The sequence below is a fragment of the Tenacibaculum profundi genome, from assembly GCF_057162725.1.
Map to the genome: position 1 here is coordinate 138793 of NZ_CM169894.1, position 26768 is coordinate 165560.

21 protein-coding genes are annotated in these 26768 nt (G+C 30.7%); 14 read left to right on the top strand and 7 right to left on the bottom strand.

Annotated features, from left to right (window positions below; translation table 11 throughout):
• The first annotated feature begins 16 nt into the window (after positions 1-16).
• From AC2GW8_RS00435 to AC2GW8_RS00445, 3 genes are all read left to right on the top strand, one after another.
• Positions 17-583 carry a Crp/Fnr family transcriptional regulator gene (locus tag AC2GW8_RS00435; protein ID WP_440880829.1) on the top strand — a complete coding sequence of 189 codons (567 nt, stop codon included), beginning with the start codon at positions 17-19 and terminating at the stop codon, positions 581-583.
• A gap of 70 nt (positions 584-653) precedes the next feature.
• Positions 654-1328: a type 1 glutamine amidotransferase domain-containing protein gene (locus AC2GW8_RS00440; RefSeq protein WP_440880830.1), complete on the top strand. Its 675-nt coding sequence runs from the start codon at positions 654-656 to the stop codon at positions 1326-1328.
• Between the two features lie 111 nt (positions 1329-1439).
• Positions 1440-2363, top strand: coding sequence for an EamA family transporter (locus tag AC2GW8_RS00445; RefSeq protein WP_440880831.1), 924 nt, complete (start codon positions 1440-1442; stop codon positions 2361-2363).
• Here the strand turns inward: AC2GW8_RS00445 and AC2GW8_RS00450 are convergent.
• The 5 genes from AC2GW8_RS00450 to AC2GW8_RS00470 form a co-directional block, all read right to left on the bottom strand.
• Positions 2338-3153 carry a DUF1853 family protein gene (locus AC2GW8_RS00450; protein WP_440880832.1) on the bottom strand — a complete coding sequence of 272 codons (816 nt, stop codon included), beginning with the start codon at positions 3151-3153 and terminating at the stop codon, positions 2338-2340. The two genes, AC2GW8_RS00445 and AC2GW8_RS00450, sit on opposite strands and share 26 nt — an antisense overlap.
• 121 nt (positions 3154-3274) lie before the next feature.
• Positions 3275-4180: a tRNA (adenosine(37)-N6)-dimethylallyltransferase MiaA gene (gene miaA / locus AC2GW8_RS00455; RefSeq protein WP_440880833.1), complete on the bottom strand. Its 906-nt coding sequence runs from the start codon at positions 4178-4180 to the stop codon at positions 3275-3277.
• The gene (locus AC2GW8_RS00460) at positions 4180-4998 is read right to left on the bottom strand and encodes an ion transporter (RefSeq protein WP_440880834.1); all 819 of its coding nucleotides are present in this window, start codon (positions 4996-4998) and stop codon (positions 4180-4182) included. Before AC2GW8_RS00460 ends, miaA begins: the two co-directional genes overlap by 1 nt.
• 182 nt (positions 4999-5180) lie before the next feature.
• Positions 5181-5672, bottom strand: coding sequence for an acyl-CoA thioesterase (locus tag AC2GW8_RS00465; RefSeq protein WP_440880835.1), 492 nt, complete (start codon positions 5670-5672; stop codon positions 5181-5183).
• Between the two features lie 43 nt (positions 5673-5715).
• Positions 5716-6105, bottom strand: coding sequence for a 6-phosphogluconate dehydrogenase (locus AC2GW8_RS00470; protein ID WP_440880836.1), 390 nt, complete (start codon positions 6103-6105; stop codon positions 5716-5718).
• Positions 6106-6202: 97 nt separating this feature from the next.
• On the opposite strand from AC2GW8_RS00470, the gene AC2GW8_RS00475 reads away from it, so the two are divergent.
• The 6 genes from AC2GW8_RS00475 (at position 6203) to AC2GW8_RS00500 (ending at position 12817) form a co-directional block, all read left to right on the top strand.
• Complete coding sequence (locus tag AC2GW8_RS00475) at positions 6203-7378, top strand: GlmU family protein (RefSeq protein WP_440880837.1); 1176 nt, start codon at positions 6203-6205, stop codon at positions 7376-7378.
• 318 nt (positions 7379-7696) lie between these two features.
• Positions 7697-9361, top strand: coding sequence for a sodium:solute symporter family protein (locus AC2GW8_RS00480; protein WP_440880838.1), 1665 nt, complete (start codon positions 7697-7699; stop codon positions 9359-9361).
• A 782-nt stretch (positions 9362-10143) separates the two neighbouring features.
• Positions 10144-10557: a contact-dependent growth inhibition system immunity protein gene (locus AC2GW8_RS00485; protein WP_440880839.1), complete on the top strand. Its 414-nt coding sequence runs from the start codon at positions 10144-10146 to the stop codon at positions 10555-10557.
• Positions 10558-10640: 83 nt separating this feature from the next.
• Entirely contained in the window at positions 10641-11810 is a 1170-nt protein-coding gene (locus tag AC2GW8_RS00490; protein ID WP_440880840.1) for a hypothetical protein, read from the top strand.
• Between the two features lie 151 nt (positions 11811-11961).
• On the top strand, positions 11962-12375 hold the full coding sequence (locus tag AC2GW8_RS00495) for a hypothetical protein (RefSeq protein WP_440880841.1): 414 nt from the start codon (positions 11962-11964) through the stop codon (positions 12373-12375).
• A 274-nt stretch (positions 12376-12649) separates the two neighbouring features.
• Positions 12650-12817 (top strand): winged helix-turn-helix transcriptional regulator, encoded by a 168-nt coding sequence (locus AC2GW8_RS00500; RefSeq protein WP_440880842.1) that lies wholly within the window; start codon positions 12650-12652, stop codon positions 12815-12817.
• 346 nt (positions 12818-13163) lie between these two features.
• Here the strand turns inward: AC2GW8_RS00500 and AC2GW8_RS00505 are convergent, their stop codons facing one another.
• Together AC2GW8_RS00505 and AC2GW8_RS00510 are read right to left on the bottom strand one after the other, a co-directional pair.
• Complete coding sequence (locus tag AC2GW8_RS00505) at positions 13164-13358, bottom strand: cold-shock protein (protein ID WP_440880843.1); 195 nt, start codon at positions 13356-13358, stop codon at positions 13164-13166.
• Positions 13359-13505: 147 nt separating this feature from the next.
• Complete coding sequence (locus tag AC2GW8_RS00510) at positions 13506-13805, bottom strand: cold shock domain-containing protein (protein ID WP_440880844.1); 300 nt, start codon at positions 13803-13805, stop codon at positions 13506-13508.
• 1541 nt (positions 13806-15346) lie between these two features.
• Here AC2GW8_RS00510 and AC2GW8_RS00515 point away from each other — a divergent pair.
• The 5 genes from AC2GW8_RS00515 to AC2GW8_RS00535 all read left to right on the top strand — a co-directional run bounded on the left by AC2GW8_RS00515 (position 15347) and on the right by AC2GW8_RS00535 (position 26765).
• Complete coding sequence (locus AC2GW8_RS00515; protein WP_440880845.1) at positions 15347-20041, top strand: hypothetical protein; 4695 nt, start codon at positions 15347-15349, stop codon at positions 20039-20041.
• Positions 20042-20047: 6 nt separating this feature from the next.
• Positions 20048-22129: a fibronectin type III domain-containing protein gene (locus AC2GW8_RS00520; RefSeq protein ID WP_440880846.1), complete on the top strand. Its 2082-nt coding sequence runs from the start codon at positions 20048-20050 to the stop codon at positions 22127-22129.
• A 2-nt stretch (positions 22130-22131) separates the two neighbouring features.
• Complete coding sequence (locus tag AC2GW8_RS00525) at positions 22132-23439, top strand: hypothetical protein (protein WP_440880847.1); 1308 nt, start codon at positions 22132-22134, stop codon at positions 23437-23439.
• Positions 23439-24797: a hypothetical protein gene (locus tag AC2GW8_RS00530; RefSeq protein WP_440880848.1), complete on the top strand. Its 1359-nt coding sequence runs from the start codon at positions 23439-23441 to the stop codon at positions 24795-24797. Before AC2GW8_RS00525 ends, AC2GW8_RS00530 begins: the two co-directional genes overlap by 1 nt.
• An 84-nt stretch (positions 24798-24881) precedes the next feature.
• Entirely contained in the window at positions 24882-26765 is a 1884-nt protein-coding gene (locus AC2GW8_RS00535) for a SprB repeat-containing protein (RefSeq protein ID WP_440880849.1), read from the top strand.
• Positions 26766-26768 lie beyond the last annotated feature (3 nt).

A 26768-nucleotide genomic window follows, 5' to 3' on the forward strand; every position in this document is an offset into this window, starting at 1 on the left:
GAAATACTAATATTTAATGAAGACTTTTATTAAAAATATCTTTTTTGATATTGACTTGTCGGTAAATGAACTCAAAGAAGTTGCTGCTATTTTTCATGAAACAAAACATAAAAAAGGAGATGTTTTATTAGATATAGAGGACAACGTCAGGTATCAATTTTATGTAGTAGAGGGGTGTTTAAGAACATTTTTCTTAGATGAAAAGTGTAAAGAGCATACTGTTCAATTTGCAGTAAAAGATTGGTGGATTAGTGATTATATAGGTTACTTTTCGGAGAGTAAGTCTGTTTTGACAATAGAATGTATTACCGATTCAATAGTTCTCAAAGTTTCTAAAAGAAACTTAGAAGATATTTATAAAAAGGTTCCAAAGATAGAGTGCTTTTACAGGAAAAAATTAGAAAAAGCAACGGTTAGATTTCAAAAACGAATTTTGAATAACCTGGCATTATCAGCAAAGGAACGATATGAAATATTTTTAAAAACATACCCTAATATTGAACAAATTATAAAAAATTATCATTTAGCTTCATATTTAGGGATCACTACAGAAAGTTTAAGTAGAATTCGAAAAGAAATATAATTTATTACCTTAGATCAATTTTTATGAATTAGTAGTAGTGTATTTTTGAGAAATTAAAATTATTAATATTATGAAAAAAATTGTTTTTGTCTTAACTAGTCATGAAGATTTAGGTGACACTGGACATAAAACTGGATTCTGGATAGAGGAATTTGCAGCACCTTATTATTTTTTAAAAGAGAAAGGTATCGAAATTACATTAGCTTCACCAAAAGGAGGTCAGCCTCCTATTGATCCTAAGAGTAATGAAATAGAAAATCAAACAGAGGCATCAGTTCGTTTTAATAATGACAAGGATTTACAAAAAGAGTTGTCTAAAACGAAAAAGCTAAGTACTATTAAAGAAGAGGATTTTGATGGAATATTCTATCCAGGTGGACATGGACCTCTTTGGGATTTGTCTGATAATATGGATTCGATCAAATTAATAGAAGCTTTTTATAAAAATAATAAACCTGTAGGGGCTGTTTGCCACGCTCCAATTGTTTTTAAAAATGTAGAAATCGAAGGTAAACCAATAGTAGAAGGTAAAAAAGTAACAGGTTTTTCAAATTCAGAAGAAGAAGCTGTACAATTAACTCACATTGTTCCTTATTTGGTAGAAGACGAACTTGTAAAAAATGGAGGTATTTATTCAAAAGCAAATGACTGGGAATCGTTTGTTCAGGAAGAAGGTAATCTTATTACAGGGCAAAATCCAGCTTCATCAGAGTCAGTAGCAGCCAAATTACTAGCAAAGCTATAAATTAATTTTTATCGAAAAAGCACTTACAATTAATAGATTGACTAGTGCTTTTTGTTTTAGAGCATTTAAAATAGAAAGTTTATTATATATTTACCACCTTAAGCAGTAGACATGAATAAATCAACTATTTTAGTTATTTTGGCATTCTTTTCAACATATGTTATCTGGGGATCAACTTATTTATTAAATAAAATAGCTGTTTCTGAGATAGATCCGATGTTTTTAGCGGGAGTACGGTTCACTACCGCAGGTATTTTAATAATGTTAATAGCTAAAATTCTAGGAAAGTCTCTTAAGGTAAGTAAAAATCAAATAATTAATTCAGCAATAGCTTCATTTCTGTTTTTGGTTTATGGTAATGGTGTTTTTGTTTGGGCATTGAAGTATGTTGATAGTGGTTTTGGAGCTTTATTGGCATCCACCCAGCCATTATTCGTGCTATTTCTAATGCGTTTAATAGATGGAAAAAAAATGCAACGAAGATCGATATTTGGAGTTGCTTTGGGAATTTTTGGAATGTATTTATTGGTAAGTCAAAATGAGGTGAGGACTTCAGAAGATACTATTCTGGGTGTTTTTATGATTTTTACTTGTGTTTTTAGTTGGAGCTATGGGAGTGTTTTTGTTTCTAAAGCAAACCTTCCTAAAAACTTTTTTGTAAGTACAGGGTTTCAGATGTTAATAGCAGGCATGCTTTCATTAATGGTTAGCTTTCTATTAGGAGAGCCTTGGAGTTCTCCATACCATTGGAAGTTTAGCACGCAAATGTCAATGTTTTTATTAATTATATTTGGCAGTATCGTAGCTTTTACATCCTTTAATTATTTATTGAAGGAAGTTTCTACAGAAAAAGTATCAACATCAGCGTATGTTAATCCTGTAATAGCACTTTTATTAGGTTGGTATGTTTTAGATGAAAAGTTGACTATTCAGTCTGTCATAGCTTCTGTTGTTTTATTGACAGGCGTTTATTTTATAAATACTAGAAAAAGATTAGGAAAGAATAAGGTTACCACCAAACCACAAAAAGTTTAATAAGTTCACCATTATTTTTTTTTATCCAACAAAGTGGTGAGCGTTCTTGCTTAATAAATTTAGTAATTTCGTCATGGGCTTCTTTATAATTGCGCCATGTTACATTTTTATGTGGTATTATAAGCCAATCATGTTTATTAGGAATATAGAACTTGTGTTTTGAAAATTGAGATAATTCTATGTAATTACAATAAAAGCCAATGATACAATTATTGTTAATGATAGAAAAATTATATTTTTCATAAGTAAAAGGGATGTAAAGTTGTGCTTTGAAATAGACTTGTTGCTTAATGTTTTTTTTAACTAAGTTTAGTTTTTCCAAATAATGATCACTTTGCTTTGAGAAAAGTAGAGGGAATTGTTTGTCTTTTAATTTTTTTAACTTTTTAACTAGGGAGTCTTTTAAATTAGGACCAACCCATTTATGAAGCTCAGATTCATTTACTTTAGGGTTATAAAGATAGAATTTATAAATTATCTCAATATGTATTGGAGTATTATTTTTAACAAGTAAACAATCAAATTCACCTAAGGTAATTTTTCCATTTTGAATTTGTATATTTTCTGCTATGATTTTAATATTTGGAGTGTTCTGAAAATCAAATGAGACAAATCTTTCAACAAGCTTTCCTAATCTTAAGTTTCTATCAACAGCTAAATTAAAGGAAATACTTGATCTATTTTGAGGTTTAAATTGATTTAAGTCAAAAACTTTTTTGTCTTTCCATAGAAATGGTGTTTTAGAAAAGCCAGTATATTGCAGTCCTATGTTTCCTTCATTCTTCTGCATTGTGATTTATTTTTAACTATAATTATTAAAATACAGAATATTAAATTATAGAGCATTAATTACAAAACTTAAAAATCATTATTTTTTTATATCATTTAAAATAAATTTTGCTTTTGTTATCTTAAACGATATTGCTTTCTATTGCCGAAACTATACATTCCAATTTCTCTTTAAAATCAAACCAAATAATTTCTGAATCTTTCCTAAACCAAGTTCCTTGACGCTTTGCAAACCTCCTTGTATTTTTTTTTATTTCTTCAATGGCCTCTTTCATAGGAATTTTTCCTTCAAAATAGTCAAATAATTCTTTGTAGCCTACAGTTTGAAGAGCATTTAACTCTTTGAATTGATGTAATGATTTTACTTCATCAATTAAACCATTTTTGATCATGATATCAACGCGTTTGTTAATACGATCATAAATTATTTCTCTATCAGCTTTTAAACCTATTTTTATTGACTTAAAGTTTCGCTTTAATTTAGGTTTATTTTTAAAAGAAGAATACTTTTGATCAGTCCCAATGCATATTTCTAGAGCCCTTATTAAACGATGTGGGTTGTCTATAGCTATTGTATCATAAGCCTCAGGATCGTATTTTTTTAGTAATGTTTGTAGAGAATTTATTCCTTCTAATTTCATCTTTTTACTAAGATCTAACCTGATACTTGAATCAACCTTAGGGAAGTAGTCTAGTCCTTTTAAAACAGCATCTAAATAAAGTCCACTACCACCCACCATTATTTGTATAGGAGATTTTAAAAAAAGTTCATCTATTTTTTGAAGAGCCTCCTTTTCGAATTGACCTACATTGTAGCTCTCAGTTATGCTTCTATTTTGTATGAAATGATGGTTAGCGGCATTAAGTTCCTCTTCACTTGGAACAGCAGTTCCAATAGTCATTTCCTTATAAAATTGTCTTGAGTCGCAAGAAATGATGTCACAATTATAATGATTAGCTAATTTTATGCTAAGTGCAGTTTTTCCAATTCCAGTTGCACCTACAATGGAAATAAGTAGTTTATTCATCAAATGTTTAATTTAGTTCCGCAGTGATTACAAAAAATAGCATCATCATCATGCCCATCTTCACCACAGTTTAGACATACCTGAGTATTTAAATGTAAATCTTGTGTTTTTACCATTTCAGAGGAGACAATACCAGTTGGAACAGCAATAATACCGTATCCAAGAATCATAATAATACTCGCGATTAATTGACCAAAAGGAGTGTTTGGAGCAATATCTCCGTAACCTACTGTTGTGAGTGTAACAATAGCCCAGTAAACACTTCTTGGAATACTAGTAAAACCATTATCCCCTCCTTCTATTAAATACATAAGTGTTCCAAGTATAATACATAATATCAAAACAAAAAATAAAAAGACAGCTATTTTTGCTCTACTTGCTTTAAGAGCCTTTATAAAATTATTACTTTCACCTATATACCTGGCTAATTTTAAAATTCTGAAAATTCGAAGCAACCTTAATGCTCTGAGAGCGATTAAACTGTGGGTTCCTAAAAAGAAAATAGACAAATAGTTTGGAATAGTTGACAAAAAATCAATAATGCCATAAAAGCTAAAAATATATTTAGTCGGTTTGTTTATTGAAATAATTCTAAAAATATATTCAAAAGAAAACAAAATAGTCAAAAGCCATTCACCGATATTTAATAATGTACCATATTTTAGTTGAATATGATTAACGCTTTCTAGCATGACAAAAAGAACTGACGACAGAATAGCGATTAAAAGAATTACATCAAATATTTTGCCTTCTTTGGTGTCAGCTTCATATATAATTTCATGAAGTTTTTCCTTCCAATTATTTTGTTGACTTTTCACAAAAAAATATTTTATTTAACAAAAATAGGCTTTAGAATTTTGGTTGCCAAATTTGAATAATATATGCATAGTTTACGTATATAAATAAAAGAGAGGCCTCATTATAAACTAGATGTCTTTAATTGCTATCAAAGGTTAAATATCATCAATCTTTAGTACTTTATTAGGTATAAGGATAAGATTTAAAGGTTAATTTTTACATTATAGAATTCTAAATCTTTAATATACTTCTGGATTAAAAAGTTCTCTCCATCAAATTCATCTTGCCGCTTTCTTTTCATTTCAATTCGCTTAGTAGCTTTTAAAAATCTTCTCATTTCAATTTCACTGTTTATGATTAAGCCAGGTACTTGTTTACCTATTCCATTTTGATCTTTAGCAACCATAGTAAAATATGAAGAATTACAGTGGTTTACTTTTCCAGATTGAATATTTTGAGATTCTACACGAATACCCACGACCATTGACGTTTTACCAACGTAATTTATGCAAGCTTTCATAGTAACAAGCTCGCCAACTTCTATCGGATTAAGAAAATCAACGGTATCTACAGATGCTGTCACACAATAAGTGCTTGAGTGCTTGGAGGCACAAGAAAAAGCTATTTGATCCATCAAATTTAAAACATACCCACCATGTATTTTTCCACTAAAATTAGCGTGTGAGGGCAGCATCAATTCAGTTATTGAAATACGAGTGTCTTCTACATTTACAAATTTATTTTTCATCTTTCTTTGTTGTAGTACCTCTAAAATGAGGTGATTGTTCTTCTTCTACTTGTGTTACAAAATATTTAGTATCTCCTAACCAAAAAAAAGTACCAAAACGTTCTTTATAGTGAACTTTTACATATCTTCCTTGATATTTTTGAAGATCATCAATAACCTTTTTATTCTTGTCTTCAACTGAAAAGGAAAAAATTTGAGCACCAGAAATCCCCTGGCTAATTTCGCCTTCCCATGTTTTTACAGCAATACCTTTATTACTAATTTTTATTAATTCTCCAGATCTAACACCTTTACTGTAGGGTACAAAATAAATAAATGAATAATATAGGCCTGCTGTTAAACTAATAATAACTAATATTAAAACTAGTATTTTTTTCATGTGTTTTTTTTATTTATAATAACAAATGTAAGTTTAAAATTTTGACTTGTAAAATAAATTGAAATTGGTATGTTTGTCCTGCTGAAAAAATAAAAAAATGAATTACATTTTATTTGATGGGGATGTTAGAAATGCCTTGTTACCATTTACCTATACAAAACCTGTTGCTGATATTAGGGTTGGAATTCTGACAATTAGAGAAAAGTGGGAGAAACTTCTTGGTTTTACAACAACTTCAATTACTGAAGATTACTTAGAGGAAAAATATCCAATGGTTGAAATGGAAAACAATGTTCTTCTGAATGCTTCTTTTTTACCAACGGAAAAACTTGTTGAAATGGTTCGAGATTTAAAGGTTAACCAGGCTATTTTTAAAGATGAAGATGTAATAGCTTTTTATTCAAACAATTCTCAACAAGAAGTTGACTTTGACACGTATGATCAAATAGAGTTTGATAAAGATCTGATTCAAATTAAAAACACATGGGATATATTTAGTTTTAATGATAGCGCTATCAGGTTTGACTTTGATCTTTTAACAAAAAATAGAAAGTCTCAATCAATTCCAGATACAGTTAATTATCTTAATAAGGATGATATTTTTATTGAGGAAGGTGTTGAAATTAATTTTGCTACACTTAACGCATCAAAAGGACCAATATATCTTGGAAGAAATTCAATAGTAATGGAAGGTTGCATGATTAGAGGAGCTTTCGCTTTAGGAGAAAACGCTGTTCTAAAAATGGGAACAAAAATTTATGGGGCTACAACAGTAGGTCCTCATTGTAAAGTAGGTGGAGAAGTAAACAATTCTGTTTTATTTCAGCATTCAAATAAAGGGCACGAAGGGTATTTGGGAAATTCAGTTATCGGAGAATGGTGTAATATTGGTGCTGATAGCAATAACTCTAATCTAAAAAACAATTATGCTGAGGTTCGCCTATGGAATTATGAAACCGGTGGGTTTTCAAAAACGGGATTACAATTTTGTGGTCTAATGATGGGAGATCACTCTAAATGTGGCATTAATACAATGTTTAACACAGGTACAGTTGTTGGAGTATCGGCAAATATTTTTGGAAGTGGATTTCCAAGAAATTTTATTCCCTCTTTTAGTTGGGGAGGCTCTTCAGGCTACAGTGAATACAAAACTAAAAAAGCTTTTGAAGTAGCTGAAGTTGTTATGGCGCGAAGAAGTATACAACTAGACGATAAAGAAAAACAAATTCTAGAGCATATATTTGAAGAAACTAAAAAATATAGGGTATTTTAAAAACCTTTTATGGTAAAATGCTTTAAAAACACATTGATGATATAGGTTTTTGGCATAAAACAAGAACATAATCTTATCATTAGGAAAAAATTAACGCTTTATTTTTATTTAAATGGTTAATTTTGAGAGTAAAAGCTGTTGTTACAAAGCTACCTATTTAAATAGTACTTTTTGGAAAGCAGAATTTATCGATAAAAATGACTTTTATGACTTTTAAAAAATACAGGTGGAAGCTAGAATATAGTCTTGTTCTACTAGTGAATATTGTTTATTTTATTTTCTTTTATATAATAACAAACTTATATAATTAAAAAAAATATGCAGAGTCTTGATTGGTTAGTATTGTCCTTCACGCTATTGTTTATTGTAGTATATGGAGCATGGAAAACAAAGGGTCAGAAGAGTGTCCAAGAATATATTAAAGGAGGAAATGATACAAAATGGTGGACTATTGGCTTGTCTGTAATGGCGACGCAAGCAAGTGCAATTACTTTTTTGTCAACACCTGGACAGGCTTTTAATAGTGGTATGGGGTTTGTCCAATTTTATTTTGGTTTACCTGTTGCAATGGTGATCATTTGTTTGGTATTCATTCCAATTTATCATAAACTCAAAGTATACACCGCTTATGAGTATCTTGAAGGAAGATTTGATAAAAAAACAAGAATATTAACAGCTATTTTATTTTTGATTCAAAGAGGACTCGCTGCAGGAATTACCATATTTGCGCCAGCGATAATTTTATCTGCAGTTTTGGGCTGGGATTTAATTATTCTAAATATTATAATTGGTTTTTTGGTTATTGTTTACACAGTTTCAGGAGGAACAAAAGCTGTTAGTGTTACACAAAAACAGCAGATGGCCGTAATTTTTGCTGGTATGTTTATTACTTTCTATATAATACTTCAGTATTTGCCTAAAGAAATTACTTTTTCGAAAGCTATCGCAATAGCAGGGGCAAGTGGTAAAATGCAAATTCTTGACTTTTCATGGGATTTAAACAACCGTTATACAGTTTGGACAGGAATTTTAGGAGGTACATTTTTAATGCTTTCTTATTTTGGAACAGATCAGAGTCAAGTGCAACGATATCTATCTGGAAAGTCTCTTAAGGAAAGCCAGTTGGGGTTGATTTTTAACGGGATATTAAAAGTTCCTATGCAATTTTTTATACTATTGGTTGGTGTTATGGTATTTGTTTTTTACCAATTTAATAGTTCCCCTTTGAACTTTAATCCAAAAGCGGAAGAAGCTGTAATTAAATCAGAATATGCTAAACAATATAAAGAATTACAACGTAATCATAAAAGTATTGAAGAGGAAAAAAAGGTTCTTTTTTTTAATAAATTGACAAAGGAATCCAAAAAACAATTGATTTTTTTAAATAAAAAAGATCTTGAACTAAAAGAACAAGCAAAATCACTTATAAAAAAATCAAATACAAAAGTAGAAACAAACGATAAGGATTATGTATTTATAAGCTTTATATTAGATTATCTTCCTAAAGGTTTGGTTGGTTTGTTGTTAGCTGTAATTTTATCGGCTGCCATGTCTTCGACAGCATCAGAATTGAATGCACTAGCTTCTACAACTACTATAGATTTGTATAAAAGAAATGTTTCCCAAGAGCATTCAGATAAACATTATGTTAAAGTTTCTAAATGGTTTACTTTTATGTGGGGTATCATAGCCATATCAGTGGCTTGTGTAGCAAATTTATTTGATAATTTAATTCAATTGGTGAATATAATAGGATCGATTTTTTATGGGAATGTCCTTGGTATTTTTTTGTTGGCTTTTTTTATAAAATTTGTACGTGGACCAGCTGTATTTCTTGCAGCAATTATAACACAAGTACTAATTATAGTAATTTGGTATTTAGAGATACTTCCTTATTTGTGGTTAAATCTCTTAGGATGTGTTATTGTCATGATTTTAGCTAGCCTAATAGAGTTAATTAGTGAAAAAAACAAGAGAAGTTAAAATGAAATATTATCGATAAAAAGTAAGTATTCATTAAAATTATTCGTAATTGTTGCGCATTATATCAAGTCTGTTATAGTTTTGAAAATCAAACCTATAAATTTTACGATAAGTTCTTTTAAAATATCTGTAGTTTTTCCTTTTGCGTATTTTTCTAACCCGATTCTATAATTTTTTAGTTTTATTGTTAGTAAATCTATGTTTTCAATATCTCTGTCAAGGTTTTCATAGAAATAGCGGTATGATTTTTTTCAAAAAGATACGCTAGCATTTTATTTATTTTTGCAAAATCATATTGACTATGATATATAGCAAATATTTTTACTTAATGTTTTGATTTACAGAGGTTTTTTGTTGGGTGTCACCAGAGGCGTCAATTTTTGTTTTTTCGATATTTTCAAATTAATTAGGCAAGTTATCAAAAAAAGTAAATGGATAGATAAACATTTCTTCAATTAATTATATAGGCTCTTTTATTTAATAAAAGCTTTGGTATTTAAAATGATCTTGAATATTCTCTTTACCTCTTAATGTGTAAATGATTTTTATAAAACTTATAATTTGTTAGCTTTTTAGTTTTTTTTGATAATTCTCATTAATGTTATATTTGTAGCGGAAATATATACAATTGTGTATATCCGCTAGTTATGCACAATCCCCCTACTAAAAATCAGTTGAGTTTTTTCGACAACGATTTTGAAAGGGAAATATTTAAGAAGCTGATAATCAATCAGTTGATTTTGAAGTTGTTTAGAATAAACTAATAGAAGAAAACTGGAATAATGGACTTAAATAAGTCGATAGAGCAACTTGAGAATGATATTTGGATTGAAGATGGAGAATTTCCTTCTGGACTTGTGGAAAGGTGTTTTAAATATCGAAAAATACCAATTGGCTCATTGACAAACGAACAATTGAGAACACTATTGAGTCAAAGGATTGGAACAAAGCACTTACTCCCAATTGTGATTAAAAAATTGGAAGAAAACCCACTAAGCGAAGGTGACTTATATGAAGGTGATTTACTTGAGTCCACAATTAAGATTGAAGAAGCTGTTTGGAAAATTAGTCCTGACTCATTCTCCAGATACGAAAAGATAATAGAGGAATATCATTCCATAATTGCTAATGAACTTGGAGAAAAAACGTTAAATAGAATAAAAGAAGAAATAAGTAAAGTGCATAACAAGGTGTAAAAATGCATTAAAACGCATTTTACACGAACCGTTATAAGCCATAAAAGAAAACAACTTAAAAACAATTATAAATTTAAATTATTATGAAAACAAAAATTAAAATTGCCGTCATTGCTATGATGGGAATGAGTATGGGAGTTAATGGGCAAGATCAAATTAAAGATAGATTAACGATCACTAATTCTAATAACGATCAAGTTTTGCATTTACGACCTAATTCAGGAAATTCTGGCTATATTTATTGGGCAGAAAATGGAGTGGCAGAAAGAGGAATTTTGGGCTTTAAAAAAGGAAGTCGAGATTTGGTTTACGCTTCGGGAGGTTTTAATTTTGATAACTCTATTGAGCGTTTTAGAATTAAATCAAATGGAGATGCTATTTTTGGAGGATATGTAAATGGTTCTAACTTTGTTGCTGTGAATAGTAATAACTCAGCAAGCACCTCTCTTCAATCCTATGGAATAGACTTTAATAGATCTTTAAGTTACTTGCAACCTATGGAAAACAAAACCAGTAGACTGTTTATAGGTGGTTATACATCTAATGATAAGGACTGGAAAGAGGTAAATGTTAGATCAAGTATATTTAAAGTTTTTCATAAAGGATATTTTGGAGGAGATGTCGGAATTGGAACAACAAGTCCAAACGCTAAGTTAGAAGTAAAAGGTTCAGAAACGAGTTATCATCAATTGATTGTAGGCGGTGGTGTTGGTGCTGCTATACAGTTGGAGTCAAGAAACAATACAACACAAAGACCTGTTTTAAGTGCTAACAACGGTAATTTTTCTATTCAAATGTGGAAAAATCGAGGTACTTGGAAATCTACTCCTTTTCATATTGATTCAAATGGAATGATTGGAATGGGAATTAAAGATACAAAAGGTTTCAAGTTAGGGGTCAATGGAAAAATAGCTGCAACAGAAGTTAAAGTTGCTACTTATTCAAATTGGGCAGATTTCGTGTTTAAAGAAGACTATCACTTACCAACCTTAATAGAAGTAGAAAACCATATAAAAGAAAAAGGACATTTAAAGGATATTCCAAGTGCTAAGGAAGTTGAAGAAAATGGAATTTATCTTGGTGAAATGGATTCTAAATTACTACAAAAAATAGAGGAATTGACTTTGTATACGATTGAGCAAGAGAAAAAACTAGATGTTCAACAAAAAGAAATAGAAGAGTTGAAAAAGCAAAACTCTAGAATTAAGGATTTAGAAATCTTAGTTCAAAAATTACTAAAAGATAAAAACTAAGCGTAACGGCTTATAACAGGGTATATAAAAAATAGCAGTTTAGAGCTAAAATAAAAGTTCGTTCTTTTCTGCTATTTTTGTATTTAAATTGAAAAAGTACTAGTTTTTTATTCTGCTACTTTTCATATACAAATACGTTAGGTTTCATTAAATGACGAAAGAAGAATTTTTAATATTAATCAATAGGACAAGTTTTGTCTCTTTTAAGTTCGCTGAGCGTTATTTGAAAAATAAATTGGTTCCAGAATTCCGATATGATGTTCATTTGAATTCATCAAATGATAATCCTAAATTAACTCAATTTGACATCTATCCTGAAGACAATGATAGAATTGAAAATGGACTAACGGATAAAGAAGTACGAGATTTGATTTATAGAAATGGAAAAGTACCAGTATGGATTGATGTTGCTGTCCACAAATCAGACAGACGAATTACTACTTTTAAACTTCCAGTAACAATTTCAATATTAGCTTTCTTTTTAAGTTTTTCATTTGATTTTGAAGACATAGTTATAACACTATTTCCATTTTCAATTAACACATCACTAATTTTTGCTCCTTGAGCACCTGTGGCACCTAATACAAATATTTTATCATTCATAATATTTTGTTTTTGATACAAAGTTCTCTATTTACATAGTATTAAACAAGTACCTGCATAAAAGTAAGGTACTTACATTAAGGTTTAAGTCGTTTATTACAAGTGTTTTATTGGTTTAAAGAAGAATAAAATTATTTGTCCAGTAAACAAGTCACTAACAATTATTAGTGTTACATAGAGACTAAGAGTTATACACGAGATTGGTAACAGCAAAAAATGTTTTGTGAATTAAAGGATTGATTCCGGAGATAAGTGAAAAAATGCTTATTCGAGAATTAAAAAGTTTAAAAATACATAAAGTAGTAAATAGAAAAGCTTATCCTGAAATATCTTCTAAAGTTGAATATTCGCTTTCGAAATTTTTGGAAAAGAATAATACCATAACTCAAGTTAACAAAATCTAAACTGCATTAAAACGCAACTTAGCAAAAACGTTATAAGCGATAAATAAATAAAATTTATCAAAGCTTATTAAGACAATTAAAATTATACCAAAAAATAGCCATGGCAACCTTTTGAATAGGTATTGATAGTGTTTTTAATACGGTAAAAAAGAATTTTTTATAATTTTCAAGAAGTATGAAATCTAAATAAGAATAAATTTTTATACTATTTATTTTCTTTATGATTATTTTCATTTCTATTATATTGGATTTGAATACATAGAAATTTTAAAAATTAGTTACTATTATTTTTAAAGCAAAGCCATTAACAATATTGATAAGGGCTTCGCTAAGCTAGAAAAAGTCACTATAGTAGCTGTACGTCTACAGCATGTGGTCCTTTTTTGCCTTCCCTAAGTTCAAATTTTACATTATCACCTTCGCTAATTTCATCAATTAACCCAGAGATGTGTACAAAATGTTCTTTTTTAGTACCTTCTTCTGAGATAAATCCAAAACCCTTCGTATCATTGAAGAACTTTACAATTCCTTTTTTGTTCATCGTAATTAAAATTTTTATTAAATGTTTGGTTTACTCACATGCTTTTCATGTGTTTATCAATATTACGGAAATACTTTTTGAAAAAAAAAGTTAATTGTATTGAAATTATTATTTTTTGTTAGGAGGCTTTCATGTCATTAAGGAACTTTATAATTCATTTTTCATTATCTTCCAACGTTCATTTAAACGTTCATTTATTCTTTTTATATCAAGCTCACCATTGCTAGATATACAATGAGAAAACTCGTTTTTACGTAGTACCTTTACTTCAATAGCATGTGATTTTTTTTCTATTTCTTTGGTATTAAACTCTACAAAATCACCTTCGCCAATTTCATCATTTGAAGAAGAAAAGTGTACAAAATATTGTTTCTTAGTAACTATCTCCCAGATAAATCCAAAGCCCTTAGCATAATTGAAGTATTTTACAATTCCTTTTTTTTTCATTATAATTAAATTTTTATTAAACGTTTGGTTTGCTCACTTGCTCGTTAAGTGATTGTTAATATTACTCAAATTATATCTAAAGTAAAAGTAAATTGTATCGAATTTATTTTTGGTATATGCCATTATGAAATCTTTTGTTGATTGGTATTAAATAATGTAATCAAGTAGGAACAAATAATTCGATAAAATTAAAAAAGGAGCTTTCAAGCTCCTTTTTATAAACGTAATATAAACTCTACTAAAAATCTAAACATTTTTTTTGAAATACGACGAAACGAACTACCATAAGTAGTACGGACATTATAATTCGAAAATGCTTTACAAAAGTCAATAAATAAAATGGTGGAGTAAATAGATAACAATACTGAAATTAAGATTAGTAGAAACCATTAAAAAATAAAATGTAATACTGCTTTTTTATAAAATAGTTTTAGAGTTCCTGAAACTAGAAAATAATTAGCATAAATAGGCTAAAATAGGCTAAAATAGGTTAAAACTTAGTTTATTGACAATTATGTGTTTTATTATAAAAATAGTATTTTAAACATAGTGCTTTAGTAATAATTTTGATATAAAGAAAAGACAATTGCATTATAAAAAGTAATATATATTACAATACAATCTAAGTTATAGAGCTTAAAACTATTGAATTTTATAAGTAAATAGATTTTTAAAAACAAAAATCCCGTTCTAAATTGAACGGGAAAAACTAATTTAATAAGAAAAAACTTAGTTCGTTCTCTAAGCTAAAGCAAAGAAATTAATATTTCTTGAGACAAGAAATAGGTGATAACCCTGAACTTGCATTAAGGGTATTAATTTGAAATAGTATTCAGTTTCAATTTTAAATAAGATAATTTTTTGATTAAGTAGTTGATTTTTAATTTTAAAAAAAATATGTTGACTGATTTTTTGTTTCAAAAAAAAACACTTTAATAAGTGTAATAATAAAAAATTAAAAATGAAGTTATTATACTGGAAAAGAAATGCCTCAATACAAATAATAAATACTGCGCACTAACAGGTTATTCAAATAATTACGCAACGAAAGTTTAGTTAATACGCAGCTAAAAGTTTATACCCAAAATTAATAAAAAAAATGAATTTAAAAAATTGTAAACCAGTTTTTTATGTGTTTATTGAATTGTAGGTCAATTTAATTAGAAAGCTTTACCGTAATTACCCTTTATAACACAATATTATTTATTATTAATTATCAAGATAAAGTTGTGTTAAATTAAAAAATGTAAGGTAAAGTGTATTTTTTTAAATGAACAAGCCTTTAATTGTAAAAAAACTTCTTTACTAAACGGATGTAATCTTAATGTTTCAAGAAAAATTTATGTAAATTAGAAATATTTAACAATTGGAATAATAAATTATTGTTCGCTGTTTTATTTTTAAGTTTTAAAAACATCAAAAAAAAACATAAAATTGTAAAAATTGAAAAAAATAAATTAACAAATCTTTAAGAGGTTGTAAAATAATATTATTTTTGAGGTTAAAATAAGAAGAAGAAATTAACCCCTTAGAATTAAGTTATGCAAAAATTGTTTTTACTGCTATTGATATTTAGCTCTTCCTTTATATATTCAAATGATTTATTTAACGAAATCTCAGTAAAGAAGCTTAATACAGAGCTTAATGTATTGTCAGGCTTAGATGATTTTAACGAGGATTATCTAATAAAAAACTACATTCAAAATCCGAAAGTAGATTCCTTAATAGCAAAGGCAAGTTCCATATTTAATAAATTAGAAACTAACGGTAGTTATGTTGATGTTCTTGGATCGGATGATATGATTAGTTTACCTATCGGCGTTAAAAAAAAAGTAGGAGGATTAACGACAGTCTTAGGTATTAGCAAAGCAAAATTTTATCCAAGTTATACAGAAGTAACAGCATTTGTTAAACTTGTAATTCCACAATCTAGAAAAGATGGAAGTCAGGTTGTTTTATTTTTCGGAGCAGACAATCTAAAAATATCACATAAAGGAGGCATTGTAGGAGATACTAATATTTCCTTATTAGGGAACATTCCAATCCCTATTAATGGGAATAAAGCTTTACTTGAGTTAAAAGGAGGGTTTAATATGCAGACAGGAGCGATTGATAATAAAACTTACGTTACCATAGATTGCTCAGGATTAAAAGAAATCGGAATCGCCGCTGATGTGCTTTTTTCACGTGATTTAATAGAGCCTGTTAAAAGAGAAGGTGAAAATTACAAGAGAGATGATAGTAATGGAGGTACAAATAGAGTAAAAGGAAGTTTTCAAACAGTTGTTGAAGATTGGAATGACATTATTGCTGAAGTTAGCCTTAGTCCATTTCAGATAACTAATAAAAATCGAGGGGATGGAAAAGGAAAGGCTGGACTTGTATTTGAAGTTAATAAAGCTGTTTTCGATTTCAGTGATATTAGAAACTCCGAGAGTGTTGAATTTACTGAAAGTTATAAGAGCAAATACTTAGTAGCAGGAAATGAAGAATTATGGCGAGGTGTTTTTATAAAATCCTTAAAAGTGGCGCTTCCAAAAGAATTTAAAGAAAACGGAAGTAATGAGAGAATCTCCTTTAAAGCCATGAATTTATTATTAGATAATGAAGGGGTTTCGGGAAACTTTTCTGCAGAAAACATACTTTCTTTGGATAAAGGAAATGCTTCAGGGTGGCAATTTTCAGTGAAGAATCTCCACGCAAATCTTGAAGCTAATAAAATTACAGGAGCAGGCTTTGGAGGTAATATTGTATTACCCGTTTCTAAAAAAATAAAGAAAGAAGAACTCACGAATCTTTCTGAGGAAGCGTTAGCAAATAAAACGGTTAAGTACGAAGCCATAATTGATGTAGCAAAAGATGAATATATCTTAAGCTTAGCACCTCTTAAAAAGCTTGCGTTTAATGTTTTCAAGGCAAAAGCGACACTTCTAGAGAATTCAAGAGTTGAATTAAAAGTATCAAAAGGAAAATTTAGACCCAAAGCAGTTTTACATGGCAGTTTAAATATTAATGCAAGTAATGCCGAGTTAGAAAATGGAAAAAAAGGAATTATAGATTTTAAAGGAGTAACTTTTCAGAAACTTCAACTTCAGACAGAATCACCTTATTTTTCAGTGGATTATATGGGGTATGAGGGAGATGTTAAGTTTGCACGGTTTCCAGTAACAATTTCAGAAATTGGAATTACAGCGAACGAACGTAAAACTTCTTTAAGTTTTGCTATAGACGTAAACTTGATGGGAAAAGGTTTTTCTGGTGGAACAAAATTGGATATCGTAGGGAAGTTTTATGAAGAAAATGAGTTACAACGCTGGAAATTTGATAGAGTTGATATTCAAAGAATAAAGGTTGCTGCAGATCTTGGAAGTGTAAAGTTTAAAGGACACGTCGATATTAAAGATGACGATCCTGTGTATGGTGATGGTTTTTATGGAGAATTGGAAGCAGATTTTAATGACATAAATGTAAAAGCAACTGCTTGGTTTGGAAAAACAGATGTTCGATACTGGTACGTAGATGCCTATGCAGATTTATCAGCTATGGTAACAAAACCCACAATTGGCGTTCTTGAGGTAAACGGATTTGGAGGAGGTGCCTATTACCATATGACAAAAAAAACAAATCCACCAGTTTTGGTTTACGAAGGGAAGCCTGTAAAGACTCCAGGTCCTCCTTCAGGAATGGATTATGTTCCGGATGCTAACTCAGGATTAGGGTTTAGGGCAATGTTGGGATTTGCTATTGGTAATGAAAGGGCATTTAATGGAAAAGTAGGGTTTGAGATGGCATTTAATAAGCATGGAGGGCTAAATAGAGTTCTTTTCTTTGGAGAAGCCCATGTTATGAAATCTATTGACTTTAAGTTTGGCGATAAATTCAAGAAAAAGCTAACAGCAATGCAAGACAAGGTAAATAACCTTGAAAACAATGCTGCTATTGAAAAAATTAAAGAAACAAAATTAACAGAGTACAGTAAATTAGCCTTTCCACAAGATGGTTTAACATTTGATGTTGGAATAGATGCGCATTTTTCTATGGAAATGGATTTTCAAAATAGGTCTTTTCATAGTGAAATGGAAGTATACGTAAACACACCTGGAAACTTTTTTAGTGGAGTAGGGCCACGGGGTAGGGCTGGTTGGGCAGTTTTTCATTCAAGTACTCAAGGTTGGTATTTGCATATGGGAACACCTAAAGATCGTATTGGATTGCGTGTCGGGATAGGTAGTTTTAGTGTAAAGGCAACTACGTATTTAATGATAGGAGATAAAATTCCAGGAAGCCCGCCTCCTCCACAGGCTGTAGCTGACATCTTAGGTGTTAATTTGTCTAATCTGGATTACATGAGAGACTTAAATGCTTTGGGGGATGGTCGAGGATTCGCAATAGGTATGGATCTGAGTGTGGATACAGGAGATATGAATTTCTTGATTTTTTATGCTCGCTTTAGAGCTGGATTAGGATTTGATATCATGATCAAAGATTATGGCGAAACAGCTTGTAAAGGAAGTGGTCAAATAGGTGTAGATGGATGGTATGCAAACGGACAAGCTTATGCGTATTTAGAAGGAGAATTAGGAGTTAAGGTAAATCTGTGGTTTTATAAAGCAAAAATTCCAATTATTAGGGCAGGAGCTGCCGTTTTATTACAAGCAAAATTACCAAACCCATCATGGTTTAGAGGCTATGTTGGAGGGCATTTTAGTGTTCTTGGAGGGCTCGTTAGTGGAAGGTTCCGATTTAAGATTGAACTCGGAGATGAATGTGAAATTATTGGAGGAGCACCTTTAGGCGGACTTAAAATTATATCAGGCGTAACTCCCGATGACCAGGCTTCTGAGGTAGATGTTTTTACAGCTCCACAAGCAGCTTTTAATATGAAAATTAACGAAGCATTTGAACTTGAGGATGATCAAGGTGTTAAAACGTATAGAATTTTACTCGATGAATTTGTAGTTACCAAAGAAGGAAAGCTAATAGAAGGCGAGCTGGAATGGAGCGATAGCAAAGACGTTGCTAACTTTATTTCTTTTGACGTATTACCACCAAAATCCACCTTAAAAACAAAAGTAGTTGTTAGTTTTCAGGAATTGAGAGGGGGAAGTTGGGTAACGATATTATCAAAAGGAAAGAAAGCACAGGAAATAGAGGAGCGAACTTTTACAACGGGTGAAGCTCCAGATTTTATTCCACTGAAAAATATTGTATATGCGTATCCTGTAATTGATCAAAAATATTTTTTTCAAAAAGAGTCTAAAATAGGTTTTGTAAAATTAAAAAGAGGACAGCCTTATTTATTCAAGCCAGAAACAAACTGGTCTCAAAATGTCAGATATTCTAATGAAGATGGGCATTTGGTAACGAATACAGTAAGTTATCATAAAGGAGATCGTAAGGTTAATTTTAACCTTAGTCAACTTCAAAATAGTAAAAAATATACCTTGGAATTAATTAGCATGCCTGAAGGAAAAGAAAGGGAAGAGAATACTACCTCTTATACAGAAAAAGATACAGGGCAGGAAGGTAATACGATAAAAGTTAAGAATAAAAATGTTCAAAATGTGGTGAACACTGAGGTTGAAACAGCATTGTTAAAGTATGATTTTAATACCAGTAAATACAATACCTTTGAGAGAAAGATAAAAGCAAAAAATGTTGTTAAACACTACCTAGATCCTATTTATTCAGATGTTCATGCAATACAAACAGATATGAAGGCATCGGAGAGATTTGATGAGGTTGAACTAGAAGGAAGTGAGTACTCAGGATATAAGCCATTAATAGCAGTAGAGGCAGTATTAGATGATTCTTATTATAAAGATAGAATTTACAACTTGATATATGAGGGATATCCTTTAGAAGCTGATTTTACCTTTAATAGGAATACGGATAAATTAGGTTTACCACCCATAAAAGGGCTTGATATATTAACTTGGTATGTGCCGTATTTGCGACAAAAACCAAATTTTTCATTACTGGATAAAAGAATGCCATTTCGATATAATTTACCATATCATTATAAGAATGATTTTATCGATTTACAATATAAAGTGGTAAATAAGTATTTAAATTATCCTTCTCAATATGCCACACAAATTCAAAAGTATAATTTTATCATAAATGGTATCTTTCCAGCCATTAGCTCTGGAAAGTATAAGGTTAAAATGCAGTATGTATTACCAGGAGGTAAATTAGGGACCAATGCTATATTTAAATATAAAAACCCATTTTAAAGCTGAATGAAAAGGATTGTTAAAATAACCATATTAATATTGTGCTCAATTGGCGCTGCTTATGCACAAACGATTACTAAAAAAGCAGAAATAAAAGTTTTAGGAAGAGCGCAAACGGATCCAAAAATAATGCTTCGCTGGGCTCCAGATACTCCAAGAGCATTTAGAAAGCTAGCTAAATACGGATATAAACTCAAGAGATATACTATTAGTATTGATGGACAAACTATAAATAAACCTATTCTTAAAGAGCTTGGAGAATTTAAACCTGCATCACCTGAAGAATGGATGAAAGTTATTGAAAAAAATAACAATGCAGCTGTGATGGCACAAGCTTTATTTGGCGAGAATTTCAATGTTCAAGGGGTCGGCAGTTTACAAGGAATCATCAATATGTCGCAAGAGCAGGAGCAGCGTTTTACATGGGCACTTTATGCAGCAGACCAAGACTTTTCCGTAGCTCAATTAGCAGGGCTGGCATTTGAAGACCATGAAGTTAGACCGAATGAAAAATATGTTTATAAGGTGTTTTCTTTGGTTCCAAAAAATGAAATGAAGATAAATGATGGAGGTGTATTTATTGGTATGAAAGATTATGAGGAGTTACCTAGGCCACTTGATTTAGCAGCCATCTTCGATGACCAAAAGGTAATGTTAAACTGGAATTATAAAATATATGCAAATCAGTATAATAGTTACTTTATAGAGCGTTCTGAAAACGGACAATTATTTGAGCAAATTAATAAATTACCATATACTACCTTAAATAGCGGTGGAAGGGTAGATACGAAAAGAATTTATTATATAGATTCAATAACGAACAACAAAACTTATTACTATAGGGTTAAAGGAAGAACACCCTTTGGTGAGCTAAGCCCTCCTTCCGAGGTAATTTCTGGAAAAGGACTAAAAGTATTAGCATATGTGCCAAAAATAAGCTCAAAAGAAATTGTTAATACTAATAAAAGCGTATTGCTGGAATGGGAATTTTTAGAAGAAGGGACTAAATTTATAACTGGTTTTCGCCTCAATAAAAGTAATAAAGTAGATGGTATTTATAAACCTGTTATCGAAAACATAGCGCCAAAAGAGCGATCTATTCAATATGATGATATTGATCCAACAAATTATTTTACCATTACTGCCATAGGTAAGAATGGAAGTAATCGTGATTCTTATCCTGTTTTAGTACAGCCCATAGATTCAATTCCACCGGTAAAACCTGTTGGGCTAGAAGGCAAGGTAGATAGCTTAGGTGTGGTAACTTTAGAATGGAAAGCAAATACAGAACCAGATATGCTTGGGTATCGCGTATTTAGAGGTAATAATCAAAAGGAAGAGTTTTCTCAAATAACGGTAAGTCCTCACAAAGCAACTATTTTTTATGACAGTATTGCGGTTAAGAATTTAAATGATAAAGTATATTATAAAATCGTTGCAGTAGATCAACGTTATAATATGTCTGAATATTCGGATAGGTTAACACTAAAAAAGCCAGATTATATACCACCAACATCCCCTGTGATTACATCTTACGAGGTAAAAAAAGGAAAAGTACACTTAAAATGGGCCAATAGCCAGAGTAGAGATCTCCTAACACACGAGGTTTATAGGCGTGTAAAAGATTCTGTTAAGTGGTCATTATCAGCTTCCATTCCTAAAGATAGCTTAAAAGTAGCATACACCGATTGGGTAGATTCCAATGTGGATGGAGGTACCGAGTATCAATATCTGATAAAAGCGGTTGATGATAGTGGGTTAAAGTCTGAAAATGAAAATTATTTAACGATTGAGGTACCTAAAACAAAGCTTAGATCTGGCATAAAAAGCCTTGGGAGTTATGTTGATAAAATAAATGGTTTCATTGAAATTTTTTGGAAAATAGTAGATAAAGATAATTTGCTAGAGGTTATGATTTATAAAGGTGTTAAAGATAAAAAAGTGACTTTGTTAAGAAATGCTCCTCAAACGATTACCAGAATTGTTGACGAAGACGTACACCCAAACAATAGTTATATCTATATGTTAAGACCTGTTTTTAAAGACGGTAGTTTAGGAGAAATGAAACAAATGGAAGTTAAATATTAGGTATGAGAGTAGCAATGTTTTATTGTTTTTTATGTTCCATTGTTTTTAATATAAATGCACAATCAGAGCTATATGTTTTAAAAAAAGAAATTTTGATAGACCCTGAAAACTGCCCAATAGATAAAGTCAGTTTGTTGGTGAGTCATCAGCAGGGGAAGTATGATATTTCTGAAAGAGATGTAAAAGTTTATATTGATTTTACACAAATTATTGATGAGCGTGATGGTAATGATTGTTCTGGTAACTGTGGAGGAACTCTCTTTGATGAATGTCCAAATACAGAAGTTGATAAAATACTAAATCATTTCGACAGAATTGATGTTTTATATACGGGAAGTAATCCAATTTATTGTGTTGCACCATGTCTTCCGCTTTCATATTATGCAGTTTTACTACCCAAAATAAATGTTCCAAACGGTAAGATTTGCGAAAGGGAGGCAATTTTTGCAAGGTATTCAGATGGATTAAATCATAATGTGAACGGTTTAGTATGGGAATATTACAGTAACTCAGGTTGGAAAGAAATACCAAATCATAAAAATAGGTATCCTTTAAATGTGAGTTTACTAGATGTTTTTGGAACCTCTTGGCAGTCTCAATTTTCCGGAAACTTACAACTACGTTTCAAGTTCACTGCACCATTTACAAACGATGTAATATACTCATTGAACAATTACACCATTAGTTTAACAACATGCTCACCAGAGTTTAGTGCAATAAATCCTATTAAAACAAAATGTAATTACTCTGATGATGGTAGCTTTAAATTAAAACTAAAGAGGAGCTTGGATACCAATGAAAATTTAGTGATGACGCTTTACTATGAATACGATACAGGCTATGATTTAGCAGCAAATCCGCAGGAGAGTACTTTTAACTTATTTAATGAAAGTGATGGTACTTACAGCTACACTTGGGTAGGTGATTTACCTGCGGGTAATTATAAATTGAAATACCAGACAAAACTAGGCAATGGTGGCATTGTTTCAAGTGATCCTACATGGGCTACTTTATCGGAGCATCTTTTTACGATCGGGAAGGCCAAAAAAGTAGCGTATTTTGCAGAAAAAATAAACGATGAATCATGTTATGCAGTAAAAGACGGTAAAATTCGTCTTTATAATGTCTCATCTGAAGGGAATAGAACTTTTTCATATATAGTTTATGAGGTTCAAGGAACGAATACCCTTACTGTTCTTAAAAACTGGACATCATTTTCGGGGAATAATGTAGTGGTTGATCAATTAAAAAGAACAAAACTAAGAGTAAAATTAAAAGATGACCAAGGTTGTTTTGCTAAAGGAATTTAATGGATAAAATTAAATCAATATTGTGTGGGTTTTTAACGTGCTTTCTTTCAGAAGGAAATGCACAGAGCTCAGAGTATGCTTATTTAGTGGAAACTGAAGTAACCAAAGGATTGCATAGGAACTATGGACAGGTTAAATTGTCTATTGATTCAGGACAAAATACTCAAACTCCAAGCCATGCAGGGCATGCTTTTCTTGATAATGTTGGGGAGGTGTTTTTTGATTTTTTAACCTTACCAAATACATGGAGTTATATCGATATAAGTGTTGAAAATCATGAAATTAGCCTCTTGGATCCAACAAGTCAATGCGATACATTCAATGATTCACGTTATAAAAGAAGGGTAAGAAGCAATAATTTTACAACGGAATTTTTTCGGGAAAGTTGTGGTTTTAAGCAAAAGCTTTATGCATTGCATCTTGAAGGTCCAACTAACTCAGATGGAACTAATAAAAACTTATGCTATAACGAAACGATTGAATTAAAAGGAGGCTATGATTGGGATTATCAAATAAATACAAATGGGTGGGAACCTTTGGAGTCGAAAAAAACGACAATTAATATAAATATAGAAGACTTATATACAAGGTTAGGTCTTCCTACCAACGGGCAAAGTATTTTAAGGTTTAGAACAGGACATAGAGCTTTAGACAAATTTGTTGCCATTAAAGATTATACAGTGACAACATGTTCTCCCAAATTTGAAGGATATTACAGTAAAAAAAATTATTACTGTTCTTATTCACGCCCAGATCTTGATGAGGGTAAAATTTCAATTAAATTAAGTAGAGCGATCGAACCAACAGAGCAGCTAGTAGTAACGTTATTCTATGTAGACGATACAGGTCTTAAAGTGCTAGTAAATCAGTTAAGCACCGAACCGATAGTCTCAACGGATCCCGAAATAAAATTAAATAATTTAGGCGGAGGAAAATTTGGTTTTGAATGGCCAGAGGAAATTCCATCTACTGCAGGGGTTGGTGATCATTATTATTTCAGGTATCAGACTTTAAATCTGGGAGAAACGCCTAATCAACCATCAGAAACAGATGTTTTTTGGGATTCTTTAGAAAAGACAGATTCTTTTCGAATGGATAGACCAACAAATGTAGTTTTTTCAGCAAAGTATAAAAAAGACCAGTCATGTTTTGATGTGAATGATGGACAAATTGAAATATACAATGCTGGAGGAGGAACAGAAGAGGGGTATGAATACGAGCTAAATGGTAACGGAACATGGATTTCTTTTGACGCTTCTAACAGTTCAGTAAGAACGGTAGTAGTTGGAAGTTTACCCAAAGGAAAGGTTCGTTTAAAAATACGAGATAAAAATAAATGTTTATCCAAAGGGAATTAGTGGGATTTCTTTTGATATAAATAAAAAAAATAAAGGATATAGATAGGCAATTCATAAAGACAGGGTTCTTTAAAAATAAATAACATGAAAAAATACTTCTTCATAATGCTTTTATGTAATTATGTGCTTTACGCACAGGATTATAACTACAAAGTAGATATAATAGATTATGATTATAATTTTCTTGCAAATAGTGGACTCTGTGGAGAAAATAAACATGTACGACTTACTGTAACGGATGTAAATAATGTTACGCATACTGTTATTTTTACTCGTGATCCTAAAGTAGAAAAGAGAAAAATACTAACGAAGTATTTTGAGCATAAGCCAAAACAAATTCAGTTTTCATCATTTATTCATGAAAGAAGCTGGTTTAGTTGTGATGGCTACAGTGCAAGTGTGGGTAAAACAGATATACTCTCCTTTAATGCATCAAATATAGCATCAGGTTTTATGGATTTATATGATAGTAATGGAGGACAAGCAACTATTGACGTTAGTTTTAAATATAGCGCCGAAAAATTAAAGAAAGGGTTTAACTATAAAGTTGAGTATAACTTTGATCTTTCTAACAAGTCTAAAGAGTTATTTTTTCCATTTGATAGATATAAAGGGAGTTATTACTTAAAGTTACGTTCTTCTTTGCAAAGTAAAAGAATATATCTTGATAATGTTCAAATTACAAATATTACTGATCCTGAAATAATAAGAAACAAAAAGTATGATAGTATCATAAGATTTATTAGTCCTATGGAGTTTGCAGAGGCAAATTCAAAGATAAATTACAAAGCAACTTCTTCTTTTATATGTGACGGAGCAGTACAAGATGAAAATGGTTTTGTAAAAATGGATAATACTAGAAAAACTGTTATTTCAGAAGTATCTGGATGTTTGAAACATAATTATCTTTTTCCATATTGTGGTTCTTTAAGTATTAATTATGTTAACATTTATAGAATTTACGACGACCCTAGAATTTATAGTAGTAATTCTTTAGAGAAAGATCAAAAAGAAGCGTTTGATAATCTTTTGCTTAAAGATTGTCAGCCACTTAAATTTTATGTTAATGATTGTAATGAGGAATCCAGTTATGCTGTTGAATATAAATTAGAAACCAATGCTGATTGGAAAACTTATTTGCCCTATGAACGCAGAGCTAGTTTTTTTGAATTAAATACGGCGAATATCTCAGGTGCAACTATAGGTAAATCTTTGAAAGTTAGAATTAAGTACTATAATGAAGATTGCGAAAAATACTCTTATTTATGTAACGAACCACTAAGCTTTAGTATTATATCGTGTTCTCCAGAATTTTTGGCACTCTACAATCAGAAAAATTATTTTTGTTCTTATCAACGTGCAGATCTTGATGAGGGCAAAGTTTCGGTGAAATTGAGCAGGCCTATTGAATCTGCAGAGCAATTGGTGGTAACTTTATTTTATGTCGACGGAATGAACCGTAAGATTTTAGTAAACCAATTAAGTTCAATTCCTATCAATACATCAGATCCAATCATTCAATTTGATGATTTAGGAGGTGGAAATGTTGGTTTTGAATGGCCCGAGAAAATTTCTCCCACTAAAGGAACAGACGATTACTATTATTTCAGATATCAAACCTTAAACATAGGGGAATCTCCTCAAAAACCAGTAGAATCATCTCCTTTTTGGGATTCTTTGGAGAAGACAGATACGTTTCGATTGGATCAGCCAACAAATATAAGCTTTTCAGCAAGGCACAAAAAAGACCAGTCTTGCTATGGTGTAAACGACGGACAAATTGAAATCTATAATGTTAATGGGGGGACAGGTGAAGGATTTGAATATGAGCTTAATGGAAATGGAACATGGGTTCCTTTTAGTACTTCTGTTAATACAGCCAGAAACGTGGTAATAGGTAGCTTACCAAAAGGAAAATCAAGAATACGAGTACGGGATGGAAATAAATGTTTGGCTAAAAAAGAATAAGTA

Excerpts from the sequence above, each read along its gene's own strand:
- AC2GW8_RS00530 (WP_440880848.1), top strand. The coding sequence starts at position 23,439 with ATGGATAAAATTAAATCAATATTGTGTGGGTTTTTAACGTGCTTTCTT.
- AC2GW8_RS00495 (WP_440880841.1), top strand. The coding sequence starts at position 11,962 with ATGACGAAAGAAGAATTTTTAATATTAATCAATAGGACAAGTTTTGTC.
- miaA (WP_440880833.1), bottom strand. The coding sequence starts at position 4,180 with ATGAATAAACTACTTATTTCCATTGTAGGTGCAACTGGAATTGGAAAA.
- AC2GW8_RS00510 (WP_440880844.1), bottom strand. The coding sequence starts at position 13,805 with ATGAAAAAAAAAGGAATTGTAAAATACTTCAATTATGCTAAGGGCTTT.
- AC2GW8_RS00490 (WP_440880840.1), top strand. The coding sequence starts at position 10,641 with ATGAAAACAAAAATTAAAATTGCCGTCATTGCTATGATGGGAATGAGT.
- AC2GW8_RS00450 (WP_440880832.1), bottom strand. The coding sequence starts at position 3,153 with ATGCAGAAGAATGAAGGAAACATAGGACTGCAATATACTGGCTTTTCT.
- AC2GW8_RS00505 (WP_440880843.1), bottom strand. The coding sequence starts at position 13,358 with ATGAACAAAAAAGGAATTGTAAAGTTCTTCAATGATACGAAGGGTTTT.
- AC2GW8_RS00435 (WP_440880829.1), top strand. The coding sequence starts at position 17 with ATGAAGACTTTTATTAAAAATATCTTTTTTGATATTGACTTGTCGGTA.
- AC2GW8_RS00535 (WP_440880849.1), top strand. The coding sequence starts at position 24,882 with ATGAAAAAATACTTCTTCATAATGCTTTTATGTAATTATGTGCTTTAC.
- AC2GW8_RS00480 (WP_440880838.1), top strand. The coding sequence starts at position 7,697 with ATGCAGAGTCTTGATTGGTTAGTATTGTCCTTCACGCTATTGTTTATT.
- AC2GW8_RS00470 (WP_440880836.1), bottom strand. The coding sequence starts at position 6,105 with ATGAAAAAAATACTAGTTTTAATATTAGTTATTATTAGTTTAACAGCA.
- AC2GW8_RS00515 (WP_440880845.1), top strand. The coding sequence starts at position 15,347 with ATGCAAAAATTGTTTTTACTGCTATTGATATTTAGCTCTTCCTTTATA.
- AC2GW8_RS00445 (WP_440880831.1), top strand. The coding sequence starts at position 1,440 with ATGAATAAATCAACTATTTTAGTTATTTTGGCATTCTTTTCAACATAT.
- AC2GW8_RS00475 (WP_440880837.1), top strand. The coding sequence starts at position 6,203 with ATGAATTACATTTTATTTGATGGGGATGTTAGAAATGCCTTGTTACCA.
- AC2GW8_RS00465 (WP_440880835.1), bottom strand. The coding sequence starts at position 5,672 with ATGCTGCCCTCACACGCTAATTTTAGTGGAAAAATACATGGTGGGTAT.
- AC2GW8_RS00520 (WP_440880846.1), top strand. The coding sequence starts at position 20,048 with ATGAAAAGGATTGTTAAAATAACCATATTAATATTGTGCTCAATTGGC.
- AC2GW8_RS00525 (WP_440880847.1), top strand. The coding sequence starts at position 22,132 with ATGAGAGTAGCAATGTTTTATTGTTTTTTATGTTCCATTGTTTTTAAT.
- AC2GW8_RS00440 (WP_440880830.1), top strand. The coding sequence starts at position 654 with ATGAAAAAAATTGTTTTTGTCTTAACTAGTCATGAAGATTTAGGTGAC.
- AC2GW8_RS00485 (WP_440880839.1), top strand. The coding sequence starts at position 10,144 with ATGGACTTAAATAAGTCGATAGAGCAACTTGAGAATGATATTTGGATT.